This window comes from Devosia sp. (genome assembly GCF_041917035.1).
In the GTDB taxonomy this organism is placed as follows: domain Bacteria; phylum Pseudomonadota; class Alphaproteobacteria; order Rhizobiales; family Devosiaceae; genus Devosia_A.
This window is the reverse complement of sequence record NZ_JAYRYM010000063.1, coordinates 1-17,188: the sequence shown is the minus strand read 5'-3', so window position 1 is coordinate 17,188 and position 17,188 is coordinate 1. Positions and strand designations below refer to the sequence as shown.

Here is a 17,188-nt window from a genome sequence, read left to right as displayed (position 1 = left end):
TATTCCTGGAAGAAGCCGAGCAGCGAGCTGGCGAGCACGATGGCCACGATGATCAGCGCCTGATCGCCCTCTCCGACCAGAAAGGACAGAAGCGCCGCCGCGAGCAGGATCAGCACGAAGGGCGAGCGGAACTGGCTGGCGAGCACACCGAGCGGCAGCAGCGCCTGCCGGTCCGCCAACTGGTTGGGCCCGTAGCGGCGCCGCCGCTGATCGACATCCGCGGAACTCAGTCCGCCCGCAACAGAGCCGACGGCGGCAGCGGCCGCCTCGGGCGTCAGGCCGGACAGGTGAAGGACCGCCGACCCGGCCGGGCCCTTCCTCTGCCGCCACAGGTCGCGAGGCAGGCGCATCCCGCTAGTTGGAGAACAGGCGGTTGAGCGTCGTCTCGGCCAGGAGTCCCCGCGTCATGCCGCCGAGCAGCCACTCCCGCATCCGGCTGTGCCCATAGCCCCCGGCGACGACGAGATCGGCCCCCATTCGTTCTGCCGCCTCGGCGATCGTGGCGGCATGCCCGCCCTCCTCCAGCGCGAGCAGAGCGCTGCGTGGATTGACCCCGTGCGAATCGAGCCAGCCCGCAAGTTCGTCGGCGCTCTGCCGCGCCGCGTGCTCGTCTCCTTCATCGACAACGGCGACCAGCACCTCGCTGGCGGTGCGCAGCAGCGGCAGGGCATCCGCAACGGCACGTCGCGCCTCCCGCGTGTCCTTCCAGGCAATCACCACCTTGTCGGCCCAGACCTGCATCACGCCGCTCCCCACCACCAGCACCGGACGTCCGGCCGCGAGCACCAGTTCGCCGACATCGAGATGACGTTCGTGATCCGCACGCCCGGCCGGATGCGAGCCGACCAGGATCAGGTCCGCGCGGTGGGCCATCGCCGCGACGGCGGCATTGGGGCTGTCTAGAAAGCTGCGAAAACCGTGCTTGGTCTGCTTGGGCACCAGCGCGTAGAACTGGTCTTCGGCGCGCTTCAGGGCGGCCTCGGCCTGTTCGCGCTCCTCGGCGTACCAGGCGGCGGCCAGCGCCGCGCCGTCGAAGCCAACGCGCGCTGCCGCCGGCTGCACCCCGGCGACACCGAACAGGCCGGCGCCGTGACGTTGCGCCATGTCGATGGCGCATCGGATCAGGGCGGGCGACGGCGCCTCGGCGTCGATGTGAACGAGAAGGGTCTTGAGGTCCACGGCATGGCTCCTTGCTGGGGCGACGTCGACCCTAGCCACGCACGGCTCCGCCGCCTTGAGCTTGATCAAGCGGCGTCGGGCTTACGGCTTCGCCTGGATGCTCTCGAGAAACGCCACCAGTTCCGCAATGCGCCTCTCGACCGCCGTCGACGTGGCGGGCTGTCCGTCCGCCGGTCCCGACGGATCCTTCAGGAAGACCAGCCCCCAGGCCGGCATCTGGCCGCCATGCGTGGTGACGGCGCTGCCGCCGCGGATCACCTCGGCGACCCGCTCGGCGGGAAAGACGCCGCCGTTGCGCTGTGCAATGCCGGTGAGGTCGGCCGCCGGGACGGCCAGCTCGTCGGCCATCTCGCCGTCTCCGTGCCCGGCCTCGCCATGGCACACCGCGCAGGAAAGGGCATATGTGACGGCCCCGAACGTCACCTCCCGCGCCCCCTCCTGGGCGAGGGTCGGCGACAGCAGCATGCCGCCGCATGCCAGCGCTACAAGTGCCTGCCTCAAGTTGCTCTCCTTCTCACTTATGTTCTCGAGGCTAGTCCGTCCGGAGCTGCCGGGTTTGACCGGCATCAAGCGGGGGGACGGCCTCGGCGACCTCGAACAGCTTCAGATCGTCCCGCGTAACCCCCGAGACGGACAGCAGCCGCTCATGATCGAGCACCTCGAAATGGCTGCTGTCGATGATCCGGATGATCCCGTTGCGCGACAGATGGTGGACGTGCCGGCTGATGGTCTCGATCGTGGTGCCCAGATAGCTTGCAAGGTCCTTGCGGCTGATCAGCGAGGCGGCGACCTCGAAATGCGGATCCTGCCCGATCCGCGACAGCATCTGCTCGCGACGGGCGACCATCACCAGCAGGTAGGTGGCCACGCGCTCGAGGGTGTCGAGCGAACCGAGCAGCAGAGACCGCTCCCGGGCCGCTGCCAGTTCGTTCATTGTTTGCAGCAGCAGCTGGTGCTCGACCTCCGGGTGCCGGCGCAGCAGCGATTCGAAGACCCGACGCTCCGTGATGCAGATCTCGCTGTCCACCGCTGCCTCGTAGCTGAAATCGGATGTCGCGCGGAACGGACGCCCGAAGAACTCTCCGGGGAAGATCAGCCCGACCACCTGTTCGCGACCATCCGGCATGGTCTTGACCTGTCGCAGCGCGCCGGCCACCACCGAACCGACGAAGCCCGACTCGCCATGGTCGGCCAGGATGACCTCGTCAGCGGCCACCCGACGCACCCTGGACCAGCGGCGCAGGTCCCGCAGGCCCTCGACAGTTGCGGCCGCGCACAGGGCACGGCTGCGCACCGCGCAGTGCTCGCACTGCACGCTGTCGCTCGGTCCCGGGTCAGCCGCCGACAATCGAGCACCTCCGCTGCCATTTCTTGCCGGCAAGACTGGCATTCCCGGCGGCCGGCGGATTTGACCTGCGTCAATCCGGCGACCGGGACCGTTCGCTAGCTTTCCAAGGTGTCGGAGCGCGCGGGATGAGGAGGGATGTGCCATGGTAGGTTTTCGGGACCTTCGGGACATGGCCCTTTCGGCGGAGCGTGGTGACGCCCTGCTCGGCCCGCTGCGGCAGCAGATCGAGCGGCTGTCGGACGTCCTTGGGGCGGCATCCGGATCGTCGTCTTCCGGCAGCTTCGAGTTCTCGCCCGGCGCCGAGGTGCACGAGGCCGACGAGAGCCTGACCATTCGCCTCGAGTTGCCGGGTGTCGACGTGCGCGACATCTCGATCAGCGCGACCGACCGGACCATCGAGATCCACGGCGAGAAGCGCTCCGACGTCCGCCGCAAGTCGGGTGACCACTACGCCAACGAGCGCAGTTTCGGCGCCTTCGAGCGCCGCTTCACCTTGCCCTATGCCGTCGATCCGGACCGGATCGAGGCCGGCCTCGACCGCGGTGTGCTGACCATCACCATCGCAAGGCCGGCCGGCGGTGGCGACCGGGTGCGTCGCATCGCGATCAACCCATAGCACCGCGACTGGCGATTTTGACCTCGCTCAAGGAACGCCGCATCGGCCCGCCCTAACAAGGGGCATGACCGTCAAGCCGCTCTCCATCACCACGGGCCTGAGCGAAACCGAGGCGCAACGCCGCCTCGCCGAGGTGGGCCCGAACGAAATCCCGGAAGCGGCCGCTCGCAGCTTCTGGCGCAGCCTGCTGGGGGTGGCCAGCGAACCGGTGCTGCTGCTCCTCATCGTCGCCGCGGTGGTCTACTTCGTCATCGGCGACGCCGCCGAGGGCGTGATGCTGCTGGTCTTTGCCCTGTTCACCATCTCGTTGATGGTCGTCCAGGAGCAGCGCAGCGAGAACGCCCTGAAGGCCCTGCGAGAGCTGGGCGCGCCCGTCGCCTCGGTATTGCGCGACGGTGTCGAGCGCCGCATCCCGGCACGCCTGGTCGTACCGGGCGATGTCGCCCTTCTCTCCGAAGGCGAGAGGGTGCCGGCCGACGGCGAGGTCATCGAGGCCGAGGGCCTCAGCATCGATGAATCGCTGCTTACCGGAGAAAGCGTCGCGGTGGACAAGCTCGCCGCCGACAACCAGGCCTACGCCGGCACGCTTGTGGTGCGGGGCCATGGCGCCATCCACGTCACCGCCACCGGCGCCAGGACCGAGACCGGCAAGCTGGGCGCATCCCTCGCCGCCATTGTCGACGGCCCGACCCACCTGCAGCGCACCACGGCGCGGCTCGTGCGGCTGTTCGGCATCATCGCGATCATCGTGTGCGCCGGTCTCGTGGCCTATTACGGCCTCGCGCTCGGTGACTGGCTGCAGGGCATCCTGTCCGGCATCGCCCTCGGCATGGCCATGCTGCCGGAGGAGTTCCCGGTGGCGCTCGCCGTGCTGCTCGCCATCGGCGCCTGGCGCCTGGCACAGGTCCGCGTCCTCGTCCGTCGGTCGGCGGTGATCGAGGCCCTGGGCTCGGCGACGTGCCTGTGCGTCGACAAGACCGGCACCCTGACGGAAAACCGGATGCGGCTGCGGCTGCTCGATACCGGCCGAGAGAGCCTCGAACTCGGCTCCGGCGCCCTTGTCGCGGGGCCCTTCGCCGAGTTGCTGGAGACCGCACTCCTCGCCTCCCGACGCGGCAGCCACGACCCCATGGACCTCGCCATCGTCGACCTTGCCGACTCGGCCGCAACGCTCACCGGCGACAATGGCCGCGCCCTCGAGCGCGAATACGGACTGACCCCCGAACTGCTCGCCGTCTCTCAGGTCTGGAGCGAAGGCGACCACCGCCTGATGGTCGCATCCAAGGGTGCACCGGAAGCCATCGTCGCCCTCTGCCGCCTCGAGCCGGCCGCGGCCGAGGACGTTCTCGCGCGTGTGCACGGCCTGGCCCGCCGCGGTCTGCGTGTTCTCGGCATTGCCGCGGCCGAGGTCCCCGACGGCGATCTGCCGGCCGCCCAGCACGAGTTCGCCTTCCGCTTCCTCGGTCTCGCCGCCTTCGAGGATCCGGTGCGCAGCACCGTGCGGAGTGCGGTGGCTGAGGCGCATGAGGCCGGCATCCGCATCAAGATGATCACCGGGGACTACCCCGAGACCGCGCGCGCCATCGCCACGGAGGCCGGGCTGGCGGTGGGGGCCGGCGTTGTCACTGGTGGCGATCTGGCCGCGTTCGGTCCCGAGGCACTCGCGCGCGCGGCGTGCGATGTCGATGTCTTTGCCCGTGTCCGCCCGGACCAGAAGCTCTCTCTCGTCACCGCGCTGCAGGCGGCCGGCGAAAGCGTTGCCATGACCGGCGACGGCGTCAACGACGCCCCCGCGCTCAAGGCCGCCGACATCGGCATCGCCATGGGCAAGCGGGGGACGGCCGTGGCGCGCGAGGCCGCCGACATCGTGCTGCTCGATGACGATTTCAACCACATCATCGATGCGGTGCGCATGGGCCGCCGCATCTTCGACAACCTGCGCAAGGTGATGATCTATATTGCCGCCATCCACGTGCCGATCGCCGGCCTGGCACTGCTCCCGGTGTTGTTCGGCCTGCCGGTGGCCCTGTGGCCGCTGCACGTGGTGATCCTCGAGATGGTGGTCGATTCGATGTGCGCCATCGCCTTTGAAACCACCCCTGCCGAGCGCGACCTGATGCAACGACCGCCGCGACGCCGGACAGAGTCGGTGGCGGGCCTGCCGCAGATCCTCCTCGGACTCCTGCAGGGCACCATTCTGCTGGTGGCCGTGTTCGGCATCTACTGGGGCATGCTGGCGGCCGGAACGGATGACGACATCGCCCGGGCCATGACGCTGATCACCCTGGTCGCCGGCGATGTCGGGCTGGTCTTCGTGAATTCCTCCCAGCGCGCCGCCCTCGCCGGCGGCAGCACCCTGCCGCACAAGTGGTTCTGGATCATCGGTGGCACGGTGACGGCGCTGATGGTGGCTGCGCTCGCTGTCCCCGCGCTGCGCGAGCTGTTCTACTTCGGTCTGCCCTCGCCCGGGCAGATCGTGCTCGCCCTCGGCGCTGCCCTCGCGGCGCTCGCCGCGATCGACCTGCTGCGGCTCATTCCCGCCGTCCGGCGCATCGGAGGCGGGCGATGAGGCGTCAGCGGCGATTTGTCATAGGTCAAATTTCGATATTTTCGAATTTGCTAATATATCTGAACACGAGAAAGCGGCGAAGCGGCCGCGAGGGAGCAGGATATGGCTGAAGTCGTCGTACTCGGTGCCGGTCTGGGCGGCACCATCATGGCCTACGAGTTGCGGGACATCCTGGGAGCGGAGCACCGCGTCTCGGTGGTCAACAAGGGCAGCCAGTATTCCTTCGTCCCGTCCAACCCATGGGTTGCCGTTGGCTGGCGTGGGCGGGCCGATGTGACAACCGACCTCGAGCCGGTATTTGCCAAGCGAAATATCAAGCTGCACCCCCAGGGCGCCAGGCGGGTGCATCCGGCCGAGCACCGCATCGAGCTCAATGATGGCACCTCGGTCACCTACGACTACCTGGTGATCGCCACCGGACCGGAACTGGCCTTCGACGAGATCGAGGGCTTCGGCCCCGAGCACAATACCCAGTCGGTCTGCCATGTGGACCACGCCCTGCACGCCAAGCCGGCTTTCGACGCGTTGGTCGCCAATCCCGGCCCGGTGATCATCGGCGCCGTGCAGGGCGCCTCGTGCTTCGGTCCGGCCTACGAATTCGCGTTCATTCTCGAAAAGGCCCTGCGCGACGCCAAGGTGCGCGACAAGGTGCCGATGACCTTCGTCACCTCCGAGCCCTATATCGGCCATCTCGGTCTCGACGGCGTCGGCGACACCAAGGGCCTGCTCGAAAGCGCCATGCGCGACAAGCACATCAAGTGGATCACCAATGCCAAGGTGGACAAGTTCGAGCCGGGCAAGCTGTTTGTCTCGGAGATGGCCGAGGACGGCAGCGTCGCCCGGGCGCACGAACTGCCGTTCGCCTATTCGATGATGCTGCCCGCCTTCCGCGGCGTCGAGGCGGTGCGCGGCATCGAGGGGCTGACCAACCCGCGCGGCTTCATTCTCGCCAACAAATACCAGCAGAACCCGACCTTCTCCGATGTGTTCTCGGTCGGTGTGTGCGTCGCCATTCCGCCGATGGGCAAGACCCCGGTCCCCGTGGGTGTGCCGAAGACCGGCTTCATGATCGAGTCCATGGTGACCGCGACGGCGCACAACATTGCCGCCCTCGTTGCCGGTCGGCAGCCGGACTCGATCCCGACCTGGAACGCCGTCTGCCTCGCCGATTTCGGCGACAGCGGCATCGCCTTCGTGGCGCAGCCGCAGATTCCGCCGCGCAATGTCAGCTGGTCGTCCGAGGGCAAGTGGGTGCACACCGCCAAGGTCGCTTTCGAGAAGTACTTCCTGCACAAGATCAAGTCCGGTCGCAGCGAGCCCTTCTACGAGAAGCTCGCCATGCAGGCCCTCGGCATCGACAAGCTGAAGGCCGTCACGACCGAGAAGCGGTAGCCGCGCCGTCGCCACCGGCGCCGGGTCCTAGACCGGCAACACGCGCGAGTACTTCACCTGCCCCAGCGAGAAGCTCGACTCGATCGAGCCGACGCCTTCGAGCTGGGTCAGCTTGTCCCTCAGGAACGCCTCGTAGGCGCCAAGGTCCGCGCAGACGACCCGCAGCAGGAAGTCGAACTGCCCGGTCATCAGGTAGCACTCCATCACCTCCGGCCAGCTCTTCACTGCCGCCCCGAACCGGTCGAGCTCGGCCGCCCGCTGCCGCTCGAGCTTGATCGAGATGAACACCGAGACCGGCAGTCCCACCGCCTTCTGGTCGACGGTGGCGCTGTAGGCGGTGATGATGCCCGCCTCCTCCATCTGCCGGATGCGTCTCAGGCATGGCGAGGCGGACAGGCCCACCCGGTCGGCGATGGCCTGGATGGTCATCCGTCCGTCCTCCTGCAGGGCCCGCAGGATCTTCCGGTCGATGCCGCTCAGCGGCAGATTGGCAGATTTCACCACTATTAGACCTCAGATGGCGCATTTCCTGCGCAGATGAACGACATCTCGCTCAAGATAGACAGAACCCACCCGGCAATCCAGCGCAGCATCCGGTGCGGGGAGGGCCAGCCATGCATGGCAGCCGGGCAGGGATAGATCGGATCGCCATGATCGAGGCGCTGGCGCACAAGGCGCTCTGGCTCTCGAACTGGATGATCCACCATGCCAATCACATCCGCCCCAACCCCGACGGCGTGAAGGTCGGCGGCCACCAGGCCTCCTCGGCCTCGATGACGGCCATCCTGAGCGCCCTCTATTTCGGCGTCTTGCGACCCGAGGACCGCGTCGCGGTAAAGCCGCACGCCGCCCCGGTCTACCATGCCATCCAGTATCTGTTCGGCCGGCAGACGCGCGACAAGCTGCTGGCTTTCCGCAGCTACGGCGGCGCCCAGTCGTATCCGTCGCGCACCAAGGACACCGACGATGTCGACATCTCGACGGGTTCGGTCGGCCTCGGCGTCGCCTTCACCGCCTTCGCGTCGCTGATCCAGGACTACGTCCGGCTCAAGCCCTGGGCCCGCAGGGACTGGGGCGAGGGCCGCATGATCGGCCTCGTCGGCGATGCCGAGCTTGACGAGGGCAATATCTACGAATGCCTGCTCGAGGGCTGGAAACACGGGCTGCGGAACACCTGGTGGGTGGTCGACTACAACCGGCAGAGCCTCGACGGCGTCGTGCGCGAGGGACTCTACGAGCGCATCGAGGCGATCTTTTCCGCCTTCGGCTGGGACGTGGTGACGCTCAAGTACGGCGCCCGGCAGCGGCGCGCCTTCGCCGAGCCCGGTGGCGACCGGCTGAAGGCCTGGATCGACGCCTGCCCGAACGATCTCTACTCGGCCCTGATGTTCCGCGGCGGCCCGGCCTGGCGCGAGCGCCTGGCCGACGAGATCGGCGACCAGGGTCCGGTGACCGCGCTCCTCGACCGGCGCAATGACGCCGAACTCGCCGCGCTGATGGCCAACCTCGGCGGCCACTGCGTCGAGAGCCTCCTCGAACAGTTCGAGGCCGTCACATCCGACCGACCGACGGTGTTCATCGCCTATACGGTCAAGGGCTGGGGCACCCCGCTCGCCGGGCACAAGGACAACCATGCCGGCCAGATGACCACGGCGCAGATCGAAGGCCTGCGCGAGGCGATGGGCATCCGCCCGGGCGAGGAGTGGGAGCGCTTTGCTGGGTTGCCGCAGGCCCCCGCCGACATCGAGCGCTTCCTGGCGACAGTGCCGTTTGCGCGAACGGCCGACCGGCGGCTCGCATCGCCGCCTGTCGCCACCATCGGCCCGCAATTCGTCGGCACCGGACCAACCTCGACCCAGGCCGCCTTCGGCCGCATCCTCGACCAGATCGCCCGGTCCGACAGCGACATGGCGCGCCGCATCGTCACCACCTCGCCCGACGTGACCGTCTCGACCAATCTCGGCGCCTGGGTAAACCGACGACACCTGTTCGCGCCACGCGAGCAGGTCGACCTGTTCCACAAGGAGCGCATCCCCAGCACGCAGAAGTGGCAGTTCACCCCCGAAGGCCAGCACATCGAACTGGGCATCGCCGAGATGAACCTGTTCCTGCTGCTCGGCGCCGCCGGCCTCAGCCATTCCCTGTTCGGCGAGCGGCTGCTGCCGGTCGGCACGCTCTACGATCCCTTCATTTCGCGCGGGCTCGATGCCCTCAACTACGCCTGCTACCAGGATGCGCGCTTCCTGCTCGTCGCCACCCCCTCGGGCGTCTCGCTCGCCGGCGAGGGCGGCGCGCACCAGTCGATTGCGACACCGCTCATCGGCATGGCACAGGACGGGCTCGCGAGCTTCGAGCCGGCCTTTGCCGACGAACTCGCGATCATCGTCGACTGGGCCTTCGATTACATGCAGCGCGATGGCGCGGCCCGCGTCGACCTTGCCGACTGGCCGCGTGACATCTCGGGCGGTTCGGTCTACCTGCGCCTCTCTACCCGCACCATCGAGCAACCGCCGCGCCCGATGCAGGCCCCTCTCGCCGCCGATGTCATTCGCGGTGGGTACTGGCTGCGCCGTCCCGAACCCGGATGCGAGGTCGTCATCGCCTACCAGGGCGTGCTCGCCAGCGAAGCCATCGAGGCCGCCGGCCGCATCGGCGGTGATCGACGCAATGTCGCCGTGCTTGCCATCACCAGCGCCGACCGGCTGAACGCCGGCTGGCATGCCGCCCAGCGCGCCCGGAGGCACGGCGACGCCGCGGCCACCTGCCATGTCGAGGCACTCCTCGCCCAGGTGCCGCGCCATGCCGGCCTCGTCACGGCCATCGACGGCCATCCCGCGACCCTGGGCTGGCTGGGCAGCGTCTTCGGCCATCGCGCCATCACCCTGGGGGTCGAGCATTTCGGGCAGACCGGCTCGGTCAGCGCCCTCTACCGCCACTTCGAGATCGACGCCCGCGCCATCGCCGAGGCCGCCGGCAGCTTCGTTGCGGGTGCCCGGTGAGCCGGCCGGGCGGCGACGCGCCGGCGTCGCATCGAATCTGCATTTCCGCTGCACAGCCGCTTGCCAATCGTGGCACACTTTGTCAGACATATGTCATATGGCAGCTGCCGCGAGGGGAGCGGGCTGTCACGCTGGCGATCGGGGGCGTATGCTTTTCCGACATGCCGCATGTCTTGGCGGGACCGGAGGGCATTCCATCATGCATGCCATCGGCCCCGCCCAGGGACCTCAATCGGCTCTTTAACAAGGAGGGAGCTTTATGAACGCGATGCTGAAACTTGTCGGCGCCATCGCGCTGGCCGCGGGTCTGACCGCGGCTCCGGCGCTGGCGCAGACGAAACTGACGGTACCGGGTGGGTCCACCACCGGCACCTACATGGACTACATGAAGACGGTCTACGCACGTGCCTCGGGCTCCGAGCTGCTGCAGGTGCCGCTGACCAGCTTCGACAATGAGTATCAGCTCACCCCGCTCGCGGCCGAGAGCTGGACGCAGTCGGCCGACGGGCTCACCTGGACCTTCAAGCTCCGGCAGGGGCTCGTCTGGAGCGACGGCGAGCCGCTGACCGCCGAGGACTACGTGTTCGCCCTCCAGCACGCCGCCACGGGCGGCTACGATTTCGCCTGGTACTGGGATTTCGCCGGCGGCATCAAGAACTGGAAGGAAGTCACCGAGGGTAAGGCCGGCCCCGAGACCCTGGGTCTCAAGGCGGTTGACGACACCACCCTCGAGATCACCTCGACCGGACCCAAGCCCTACATGCCGAGCGTCGTTTCGCTCTGGTACCCGGTGCCCAAGCACCAGTTCGACAAGTTTGGCGACGACTGGTCGACGCAGGTCGAAAACGTCGTGTCCTCGGGCCCGTTCAAGCTGAAGTCCTGGGAAAAGTCGAACAACACCGCGACCCTCGTCAAGAACGAGACCTATACCGGCCCCTGGGCGGCGCAGGTCGACGAACTGACCATGGATCCCACGCTCGGCGCGCCTGAAGTCGGCATGCCCGCCTTCCTCGCCGGCGACGCGGCCTTCACCTATCTCAACGCCGGCCAGATCCCGGTGGTGAAGCAGCGCTTCCCCGACGCCATTCGCACCAACACGGTGTTCGCCACCTCGTACATCTCGTTCGATCTGGAGGCCGCGCCGTTCGACAATGCCGATGTGCGCCGCGCCTTCTACTACGCCGTCAACCGCGACGAGCTGACTCAGACCGTGCTCAAGGACATCGCCATCCCGGCGCACTCGATCCTCGCGCCCGGCTATCCCGGGTACAGCGAGAACGTCGCCAAGCAGGCCGTGTTCGACCCTGCCAAGGCCAAGGAACTGATGGCCAAGGCCGGCTACCCCAATGGCGAGGGCTTCCCCACCATCGAGATCTGGTTCCGTGAGGAAGGCGGCTACAACGGTGCCATCCTGCCCCCGATGGCGCAGTACCTGCAGGCCCAGTTCAAGGACATCCTGGGCGTGACCATGAACATCAAGGTCATGCCGGGCAAGGACTGGATGGAAGGCATGCTGGCGCGCAAGAACAACATCTACATCGCGCCCTATGAGTACGACTACCTCGACCCGTCGAACTTCTACGGCATCTTCTACAACGGGGGCCGTCACAGCTACCACGTGGCCGAGTTCGACAAGTTCGTGAAGGACGCGGACGCAAATCCGAACTGGGACGAGCGCGTCAAGCTCTACGAGCAGGCCGAGCAGGTGATGATCGACCAGGGCATGATCGTGCCGCTCGTGCACCCGATCATCATGGCCGCGGTCAGCGAGGACATCTCGGGTCCGGGCGTCACGCCCAACTCGAAGGGCTTCACCCCGCTCGATCGTATCGGCAACTTCCTCTACTCGCACGTCTCTGTGAAGTAGAAGGCAATGAGGAGCTCCCCGGTCCTGCCGGGGAGCTCCATCAGCGGCCGGGGCACCTCAATGGCACTCGTGGACATCAGGGGACTGAAGGTCGGCTTTGCCCAGCACGGCGGCATGGTCGAGGCCGTGCGCAGTGTCAGCCTGACGGTGGCGGAGGGCGAGAGCCTCGGCATCGTCGGCGAGTCCGGCTCCGGGAAATCGGTGACCTGCATGGCGCTGATGCGCCTTCTCGCGCCGACGGCGCGGATCAGCGCCGAGCGCCTCGAGCTGGACGGCACGGATGTGCTGAAGGCCGACGGCCGGACCCTCTCGGCGCTGCGCGGCAAGGCCGCGGCCATGATCTTCCAGGATCCGATGACGGCGTTCGATCCCGTATTCACCATCGGCCACCAGATCGTCGAAACCATCCGCACCCATCGCCGGGTCAGCAAGGCAGAGGCCCTCGCCGAAGCCGAACAGCTGTTGCGGCGCGTCGAGATCCTCAACGCCGGGGACGTGCTCGGTCACTACCCCCACCAGCTCTCGGGCGGCATGCTGCAGCGCGCGATGATCGCCATGGCGCTCTCGTGCCGGCCCAAGCTGCTGATCGCCGACGAGCCCACCACCGCGCTCGATGTCACCATCCAGGCGCAGATCCTGCAGCTCATCAAGCAGCTCCAGGCCGAACTCGGCATGGCACTGATCATGATCACCCACGATCTCGGGGTCATCGCCGAGACCGTCGACCGCGTGGTCGTCATGTACGGCGGCCGGGTGATGGAGGAGGGCCCGGTGCAGCAGATCTTCGACGCCCCCGCGCACAGCTACACCCGGCAGCTGCTGGCCAGCCTTGCGGCAGGCACAGTGCGTGCGCCGGAAGCGGAGCCCGCCGCTGTCGCTCCCGCCCTCGAACTGCGCGACCTGTCCAAGGTGTTCAAGCTGCGCCGCCAGGGGCGCGTTTTCGCCAGCTACGTCGACCACCACGCAGTGCGTGCCGTCAACCTGACGCTGCCGCGCAACAACATCGTCGGACTGGTCGGCGAATCCGGTTCGGGCAAGAGCACAACCGGGATGATGGCCTTGCGACTGGTCGAGCCGACCGGCGGCCGCATCCTCGTCGACGGCGCCGACATCAGCACCCTCGACAGCGCCGCGCTGAAATCCTTCCGCCGCCGGATGCAGGTCGTCTTCCAGGACAGCTACTCGGCGCTCGATCCGGTGATGACGCTGACCGAGATCATCACCGAGCCGCTCCACATCCACGGCCTCATGACGCCCCGCCAGCGCAACGAGCTGGCCCACGACTGGCTCGAGCGGGTCGGCCTCGACCGCAGCTTCGCCAGCCGCTACCCGCACGAACTGTCCGGCGGCCAGCGGCAGCGCGTCGCCATTGCCCGCGCCCTCATCCTCGGCCCCTCGGTGCTTGTGGCGGACGAGCCGACTTCGGCCCTCGACGTGACGGTCAAGGCGCAGATCATCGGGCTGCTCAAGGCGTTGCAGAAGGAGATGGGCCTCTCGATGCTGTTCATTAGCCACGATCTCAGCGTCGTGCGCTCGCTAACCGACAGCGTGGTGGTGATGTATCGCGGCCGCATCGTCGAACAGGCGCCGACCGCCGCCCTGTTCGCCTCACCTCGCCACCCCTATACGCGCGCCCTGCTCGACGCGATCCCCGCCACCAATCCGCGCGACAAGCGGCAGCGCACCTTCCTCAAGGCCGCCGAGATCGAGGCAGCGGTGCCCCGCCTCGCCGCCGACGCCCTTGCCGGTCCCGCCATGCCCGGCGACCTCCCCCAACTCGTGAGCGTCGCTCCCGGCCATCTGGTCGAAGCGATCGTCACCAACTAGCGGGAGCGCCCATGGTCCTGTTCATCCTCCGGCGCCTGCTCTCCATCGCCTTCACCTTCTTCGTGGTCTCGGTCATCGTCTTCCTGATGATGCACGCCGTCCCCGGCGGCCCCTTCGACGGCTACGACATGCCGGTCTCCAAGGCAGTCCGCGACACCCTGATGGCCAAGCTCGGCCTCGATCAGCCACTCTGGGTGCAGTACATCAACTACATGAAGGGCGTCCTCGTCTTCGACTTCGGCTTCCCCTACCAGGCGCCGGGCGAGACGGTGATCAGCCTGCTTGCCGACGCCTGGCCGCCCAGCCTGCTGCTCGGCGGTCTGGGTGTGCTGATCGGTGCGCCGCTCGGCATCCTGCTCGGCATGGCCGCGGCCCTCAGGCGCAACACCTGGATAGACTACTTCGCCTCCACGCTCGCCACGCTCGGGCTGACCATCCCGGTCTTCGTCATCTCGATGCTGCTGATCCTCGTCTTCGCCGTCTGGCTGAACTGGCTGCCCGCTTCGGGCTGGGGCAAGCCGGAGCGCTGGATCCTGCCCATCGTCGCCTACGCCGCGATCCCGATCGCCACCTACGCGCGCTACACCCGCTCGGCCATGCTCGACACGCTGAACCGTCCGTTCGTCACGGCGCTGCGCGCCAAGGGGCTCAGCGAGAGGCGGATCATCTTCCAGCACGTGCTGCGCAACTCGGCTATCCCGATGGTCGCGGTGTTCCTGCCGATGTTCATCGGCACCGCGACCGGCTCGATCTTCGTCGAGGCGATGTTCCGCGTGCCCGGCCTCGGCTCCTACTTCGTCTCCTCGATCGAGAACCGTGACTACCCGCTCGAGATGGCCCTGGTGCTGATGGTGACGCTGATGTTCTGCTTTGCCTACCTGATCAGCGACATCTGCTACGCATGGCTCAACCCGCGCATCCGCTTCGGGGAGCAGCCCAAGTGAGCACCCCGACCGAGGCGGCCCCGGATCTCGCCGTCCCCCCCGTTGCGCGGCACCGCAGCCCCGCCTGGTTCGCCTGGCGGCGCTTTCTCGCCAACAAGGCGGCAGTGGCGGGCGGCGTGGTCATGCTGGTCCTCATCCTCGCCGCGATCCTGGCACCGCTCTTCACCAAGACCGACCCGGCGGCGCAGGCTTTCCTGACCCAGTCGCTCGCCTTCCCGTCGGCGGAGTTCTGGTTCGGCGTCGACGACCTCGGCCGCGATTTCTTCACCCGCATCGTCTACGGCGCGCGCGTGTCATTGACCATCGGCTTCGCGGCGGCGACCTTCAGCGTGCTGATCGGCATTCCCCTCGGGGCGCTCGCCGGCTATTTCGGCGGTCGTACCGACTGGGTGATCATGCGCATCATCGAGCTCTTCTCGGTGGTGCCCTCGCTGCTCGCCGCCCTCCTGCTCGGAGCGCTGACCGGCGGCGGCTTCGTCACCATCATCATCATTTCGGCCCTGTTCGGCTGGGTGAATGTCTGCCTTCTGGTGCGCGCCCAGGTGAAGGCCCTGCGCGAGAAGGAGTTCATCCGGGCCGCACAGGCGCTCGGGGCCTCCCCCGGCTACGTCATTCGCCGCCACCTCATCCCCAATGCCGTGTCGCCGATCATTGTCGGTTTCGTGCTCGCCATCCCCCTGGCCATGATGCTCGAGGCCTCCCTGAGCTTCCTGGGTATCGGCGTGCCGCCGCCCACGCCCTCCTGGGGCCAGATGATCAACACCGGCATGAACTTCATGTTCTTCTACTGGCACATGGCCGTCTTCCCGACGGCGGCCCTGGCCATCACGGTACTCGCGACCACGCTGTTCGGCGATGGCCTTCGCGATGCCCTCGATCCCACTCTGAAAGGGCGCTGACTTGTCCTCCAACCTGGCGCGGCAATTCCTACTTCGCGAGGATGTCGTCTTTCTCAACCATGGCTCGTTCGGCGCCTGCCCGCGACCGGTGTTCGAAACCTACCAGAACTTCCAGCTCGAGCTCGAGCGCCAGCCCGTCGCCTTCCTCGGACGCGACCTCACGGCGCGGATGCGGGCACCGCGCGTCGCGCTCTCGTCCTTCCTCGGTACCGGGCCCGACAATATCGTCGGGCTGGTCAATGCCACCGAGGGACTCAACATCGTCGCCCAGTCGCTCGATCTGAAGCCCGGCGACGAGATCCTGACCACCGATCACGAGTATTCCGCCCTCGAAAAGACCTGGGCCTATGTCGCCCGCCGCACCGGTGCGCAGATCGTCACCGTCAAGGTGCCCATGCCGCTGGTGTCGGAAGCAGCCTTCACCGAGGCCGTCCTGGCCGGCATGACCGACCGCACCCGGGTGCTGTTCCTCAGCCACATCACTTCGCCCACGGCACTGGTCTTTCCGATCGAACCGTCGATCCGCGTGGCGCGCGAGCGCGGCATCTTCAGCGTCATCGACGGCGCCCACACCCCCGGCCATATCCCCCTGCGCCTCGATGCCATGGGCGTCGATTTCTATGCCGGCAATTGCCACAAGTGGCTGATGACGCCCAAGGGCTCCGCCTTTCTCTATGTGCGGCCCGAACTGCAGGGGATGATCAACCCGCTGGTGATCAGCCACGGCTGGACCGCCGAATCCAAGCAGCCCGGCGCCAGGGGTGCCTTCGGCAATTCTCCGTTCATCGACGAACTCGAGATGCAGGGCACCCGCGACCCGGCCGCCTGGCTGACGGTGCCGTCGGCCCTCGACTTCCGGCGCGACAACGGCTGGGACGGCGTTGCAGCCGACTGCCGGATGCTGGCTCAGGATACCGCTCAGCGCGTCCGTGAGCTGACCGGCCTCGCCGCGCTCTCCACCCCGGAATTCTGCGCCCCGCAGATGGTCTCGATGCCGATTCCCGACCCCGGCATCGACATGGTCGAGTTCCAGAAGCTGCTGATGGATCGCTACGGCATCGAGATTCCGTGCTTCAAGTGGCAGGATCACACCATCGTCCGCCTCTCGGTGCAGGGCTACAATTCCGGTCCGCAGATGGATGTACTTGTGGGTGCCCTGGCCGACGTGCTGAAGCTGTGAGGGACGGGCCGGCCCGTCAAGGCTGACAAACGGCGCGAACTGTGGTGAGTGTGCCTGCCGGCAGGCGCGACGAGGAGTGAGCGCGGTGAAGCAGGACGGAGCCCTGGATTTTCTTGAGCCGCTGGAGACGCGCACGCGCGGCGTCGCGGTGCTCGATGCCCTTGCCGGCATGATCGAGCGTGCCGGACTGAAGATCGGCGACCGGCTGCCGCCCGAAGTGTCGCTCGCCAATGCGCTGGGAGTCGGTCGCTCCACCATCCGCGAGGCCCTCAACCGCTGGGAAGGCCTCGGCATCATCCGCCGCCGCCGCGGCGACGGCACCTATCTGGTGGCCCGCGTGCAGACCTCCAGGGGCGTCGCACCCACCA

General features: G+C 67.5%; 15 protein-coding genes. 10 read left to right on the top strand and 5 right to left on the bottom strand.

Translation table 11 applies throughout. From position 1 onward, the window contains the following. The 4 genes from ACE3TU_RS08995 to ACE3TU_RS08980 all read right to left on the bottom strand — a co-directional run. On the bottom strand, positions 1-350 hold a 350-nt coding region (locus ACE3TU_RS08995), incomplete at its 3' end, for a cation-transporting P-type ATPase (protein WP_374622980.1). 4 nt (positions 351-354) lie between these two features. Next, positions 355-1,179 carry a universal stress protein gene (locus tag ACE3TU_RS08990; protein WP_374622977.1) on the bottom strand — a complete coding sequence of 275 codons (825 nt, stop codon included), beginning with the start codon at positions 1,177-1,179 and terminating at the stop codon, positions 355-357. 81 nt (positions 1,180-1,260) lie between these two features. Further along, positions 1,261-1,680 carry a cytochrome c gene (locus ACE3TU_RS08985; RefSeq protein ID WP_374622975.1) on the bottom strand — a complete coding sequence of 140 codons (420 nt, stop codon included), beginning with the start codon at positions 1,678-1,680 and terminating at the stop codon, positions 1,261-1,263. A gap of 31 nt (positions 1,681-1,711) precedes the next feature. After that, positions 1,712-2,395 (bottom strand): Crp/Fnr family transcriptional regulator, encoded by a 684-nt coding sequence (locus tag ACE3TU_RS08980; RefSeq protein ID WP_374622973.1) that lies wholly within the window; start codon positions 2,393-2,395, stop codon positions 1,712-1,714. Between the two features lie 274 nt (positions 2,396-2,669). Between ACE3TU_RS08980 and ACE3TU_RS08975 the strand changes: the two genes are divergently transcribed. The 3 genes from ACE3TU_RS08975 (at position 2,670) to ACE3TU_RS08965 (ending at position 7,104) form a co-directional block, all read left to right on the top strand. Continuing rightward, positions 2,670-3,143, top strand: a complete 474-nt coding sequence (locus tag ACE3TU_RS08975) for an Hsp20/alpha crystallin family protein (protein ID WP_374622971.1) — start codon at positions 2,670-2,672, stop codon at positions 3,141-3,143. A gap of 64 nt (positions 3,144-3,207) precedes the next feature. Further along, positions 3,208-5,712 carry a cation-translocating P-type ATPase gene (locus ACE3TU_RS08970; RefSeq protein ID WP_374622968.1) on the top strand — a complete coding sequence of 835 codons (2,505 nt, stop codon included), beginning with the start codon at positions 3,208-3,210 and terminating at the stop codon, positions 5,710-5,712. Positions 5,713-5,814: 102 nt separating this feature from the next. Further along, positions 5,815-7,104 (top strand): NAD(P)/FAD-dependent oxidoreductase, encoded by a 1,290-nt coding sequence (locus ACE3TU_RS08965; RefSeq protein WP_374622966.1) that lies wholly within the window; start codon positions 5,815-5,817, stop codon positions 7,102-7,104. Between the two features lie 27 nt (positions 7,105-7,131). Here ACE3TU_RS08965 and ACE3TU_RS08960 read toward each other — a convergent pair whose 3' ends face one another. Then, positions 7,132-7,605: an Lrp/AsnC family transcriptional regulator gene (locus ACE3TU_RS08960; protein ID WP_374622963.1), complete on the bottom strand. Its 474-nt coding sequence runs from the start codon at positions 7,603-7,605 to the stop codon at positions 7,132-7,134. A 113-nt stretch (positions 7,606-7,718) separates the two neighbouring features. Between ACE3TU_RS08960 and ACE3TU_RS08955 the strand changes: the two genes are divergently transcribed. From ACE3TU_RS08955 to ACE3TU_RS08925, 7 genes are all read left to right on the top strand, one after another. Continuing rightward, complete coding sequence (locus ACE3TU_RS08955; protein ID WP_374622961.1) at positions 7,719-10,103, top strand: transketolase; 2,385 nt, start codon at positions 7,719-7,721, stop codon at positions 10,101-10,103. Positions 10,104-10,362: 259 nt separating this feature from the next. Beyond that, positions 10,363-11,970, top strand: a complete 1,608-nt coding sequence (locus tag ACE3TU_RS08950) for an ABC transporter substrate-binding protein (protein WP_374622958.1) — start codon at positions 10,363-10,365, stop codon at positions 11,968-11,970. A gap of 60 nt (positions 11,971-12,030) precedes the next feature. Further along, a complete protein-coding gene (locus ACE3TU_RS08945; RefSeq protein ID WP_374622955.1) occupies positions 12,031-13,797 on the top strand; it encodes a dipeptide ABC transporter ATP-binding protein in 1,767 nt (588 codons plus the stop codon). An 11-nt stretch (positions 13,798-13,808) separates the two neighbouring features. Beyond that, entirely contained in the window at positions 13,809-14,741 is a 933-nt protein-coding gene (locus ACE3TU_RS08940) for an ABC transporter permease (RefSeq protein WP_374622952.1), read from the top strand. Then, complete coding sequence (locus ACE3TU_RS08935; protein ID WP_374622949.1) at positions 14,738-15,640, top strand: ABC transporter permease; 903 nt, start codon at positions 14,738-14,740, stop codon at positions 15,638-15,640. Before ACE3TU_RS08940 ends, ACE3TU_RS08935 begins: the two co-directional genes overlap by 4 nt. Before the next feature lies 1 nt (position 15,641). Next, positions 15,642-16,820, top strand: a complete 1,179-nt coding sequence (locus ACE3TU_RS08930; RefSeq protein WP_374622946.1) for an aminotransferase class V-fold PLP-dependent enzyme — start codon at positions 15,642-15,644, stop codon at positions 16,818-16,820. Between the two features lie 85 nt (positions 16,821-16,905). Next, on the top strand, positions 16,906-17,188 hold a 283-nt coding region (locus tag ACE3TU_RS08925; RefSeq protein WP_374622943.1), incomplete at its 3' end, for a FadR/GntR family transcriptional regulator.

Excerpts from the sequence above, each read along its gene's own strand:
- ACE3TU_RS08975 (WP_374622971.1), top strand. The coding sequence starts at position 2,670 with ATGGTAGGTTTTCGGGACCTTCGGGACATGGCCCTTTCGGCGGAGCGT.
- ACE3TU_RS08970 (WP_374622968.1), top strand. The coding sequence starts at position 3,208 with ATGACCGTCAAGCCGCTCTCCATCACCACGGGCCTGAGCGAAACCGAG.
- ACE3TU_RS08965 (WP_374622966.1), top strand. The coding sequence starts at position 5,815 with ATGGCTGAAGTCGTCGTACTCGGTGCCGGTCTGGGCGGCACCATCATG.
- ACE3TU_RS08955 (WP_374622961.1), top strand. The coding sequence starts at position 7,719 with ATGCATGGCAGCCGGGCAGGGATAGATCGGATCGCCATGATCGAGGCG.
- ACE3TU_RS08950 (WP_374622958.1), top strand. The coding sequence starts at position 10,363 with ATGAACGCGATGCTGAAACTTGTCGGCGCCATCGCGCTGGCCGCGGGT.
- ACE3TU_RS08945 (WP_374622955.1), top strand. The coding sequence starts at position 12,031 with ATGGCACTCGTGGACATCAGGGGACTGAAGGTCGGCTTTGCCCAGCAC.
- ACE3TU_RS08940 (WP_374622952.1), top strand. The coding sequence starts at position 13,809 with ATGGTCCTGTTCATCCTCCGGCGCCTGCTCTCCATCGCCTTCACCTTC.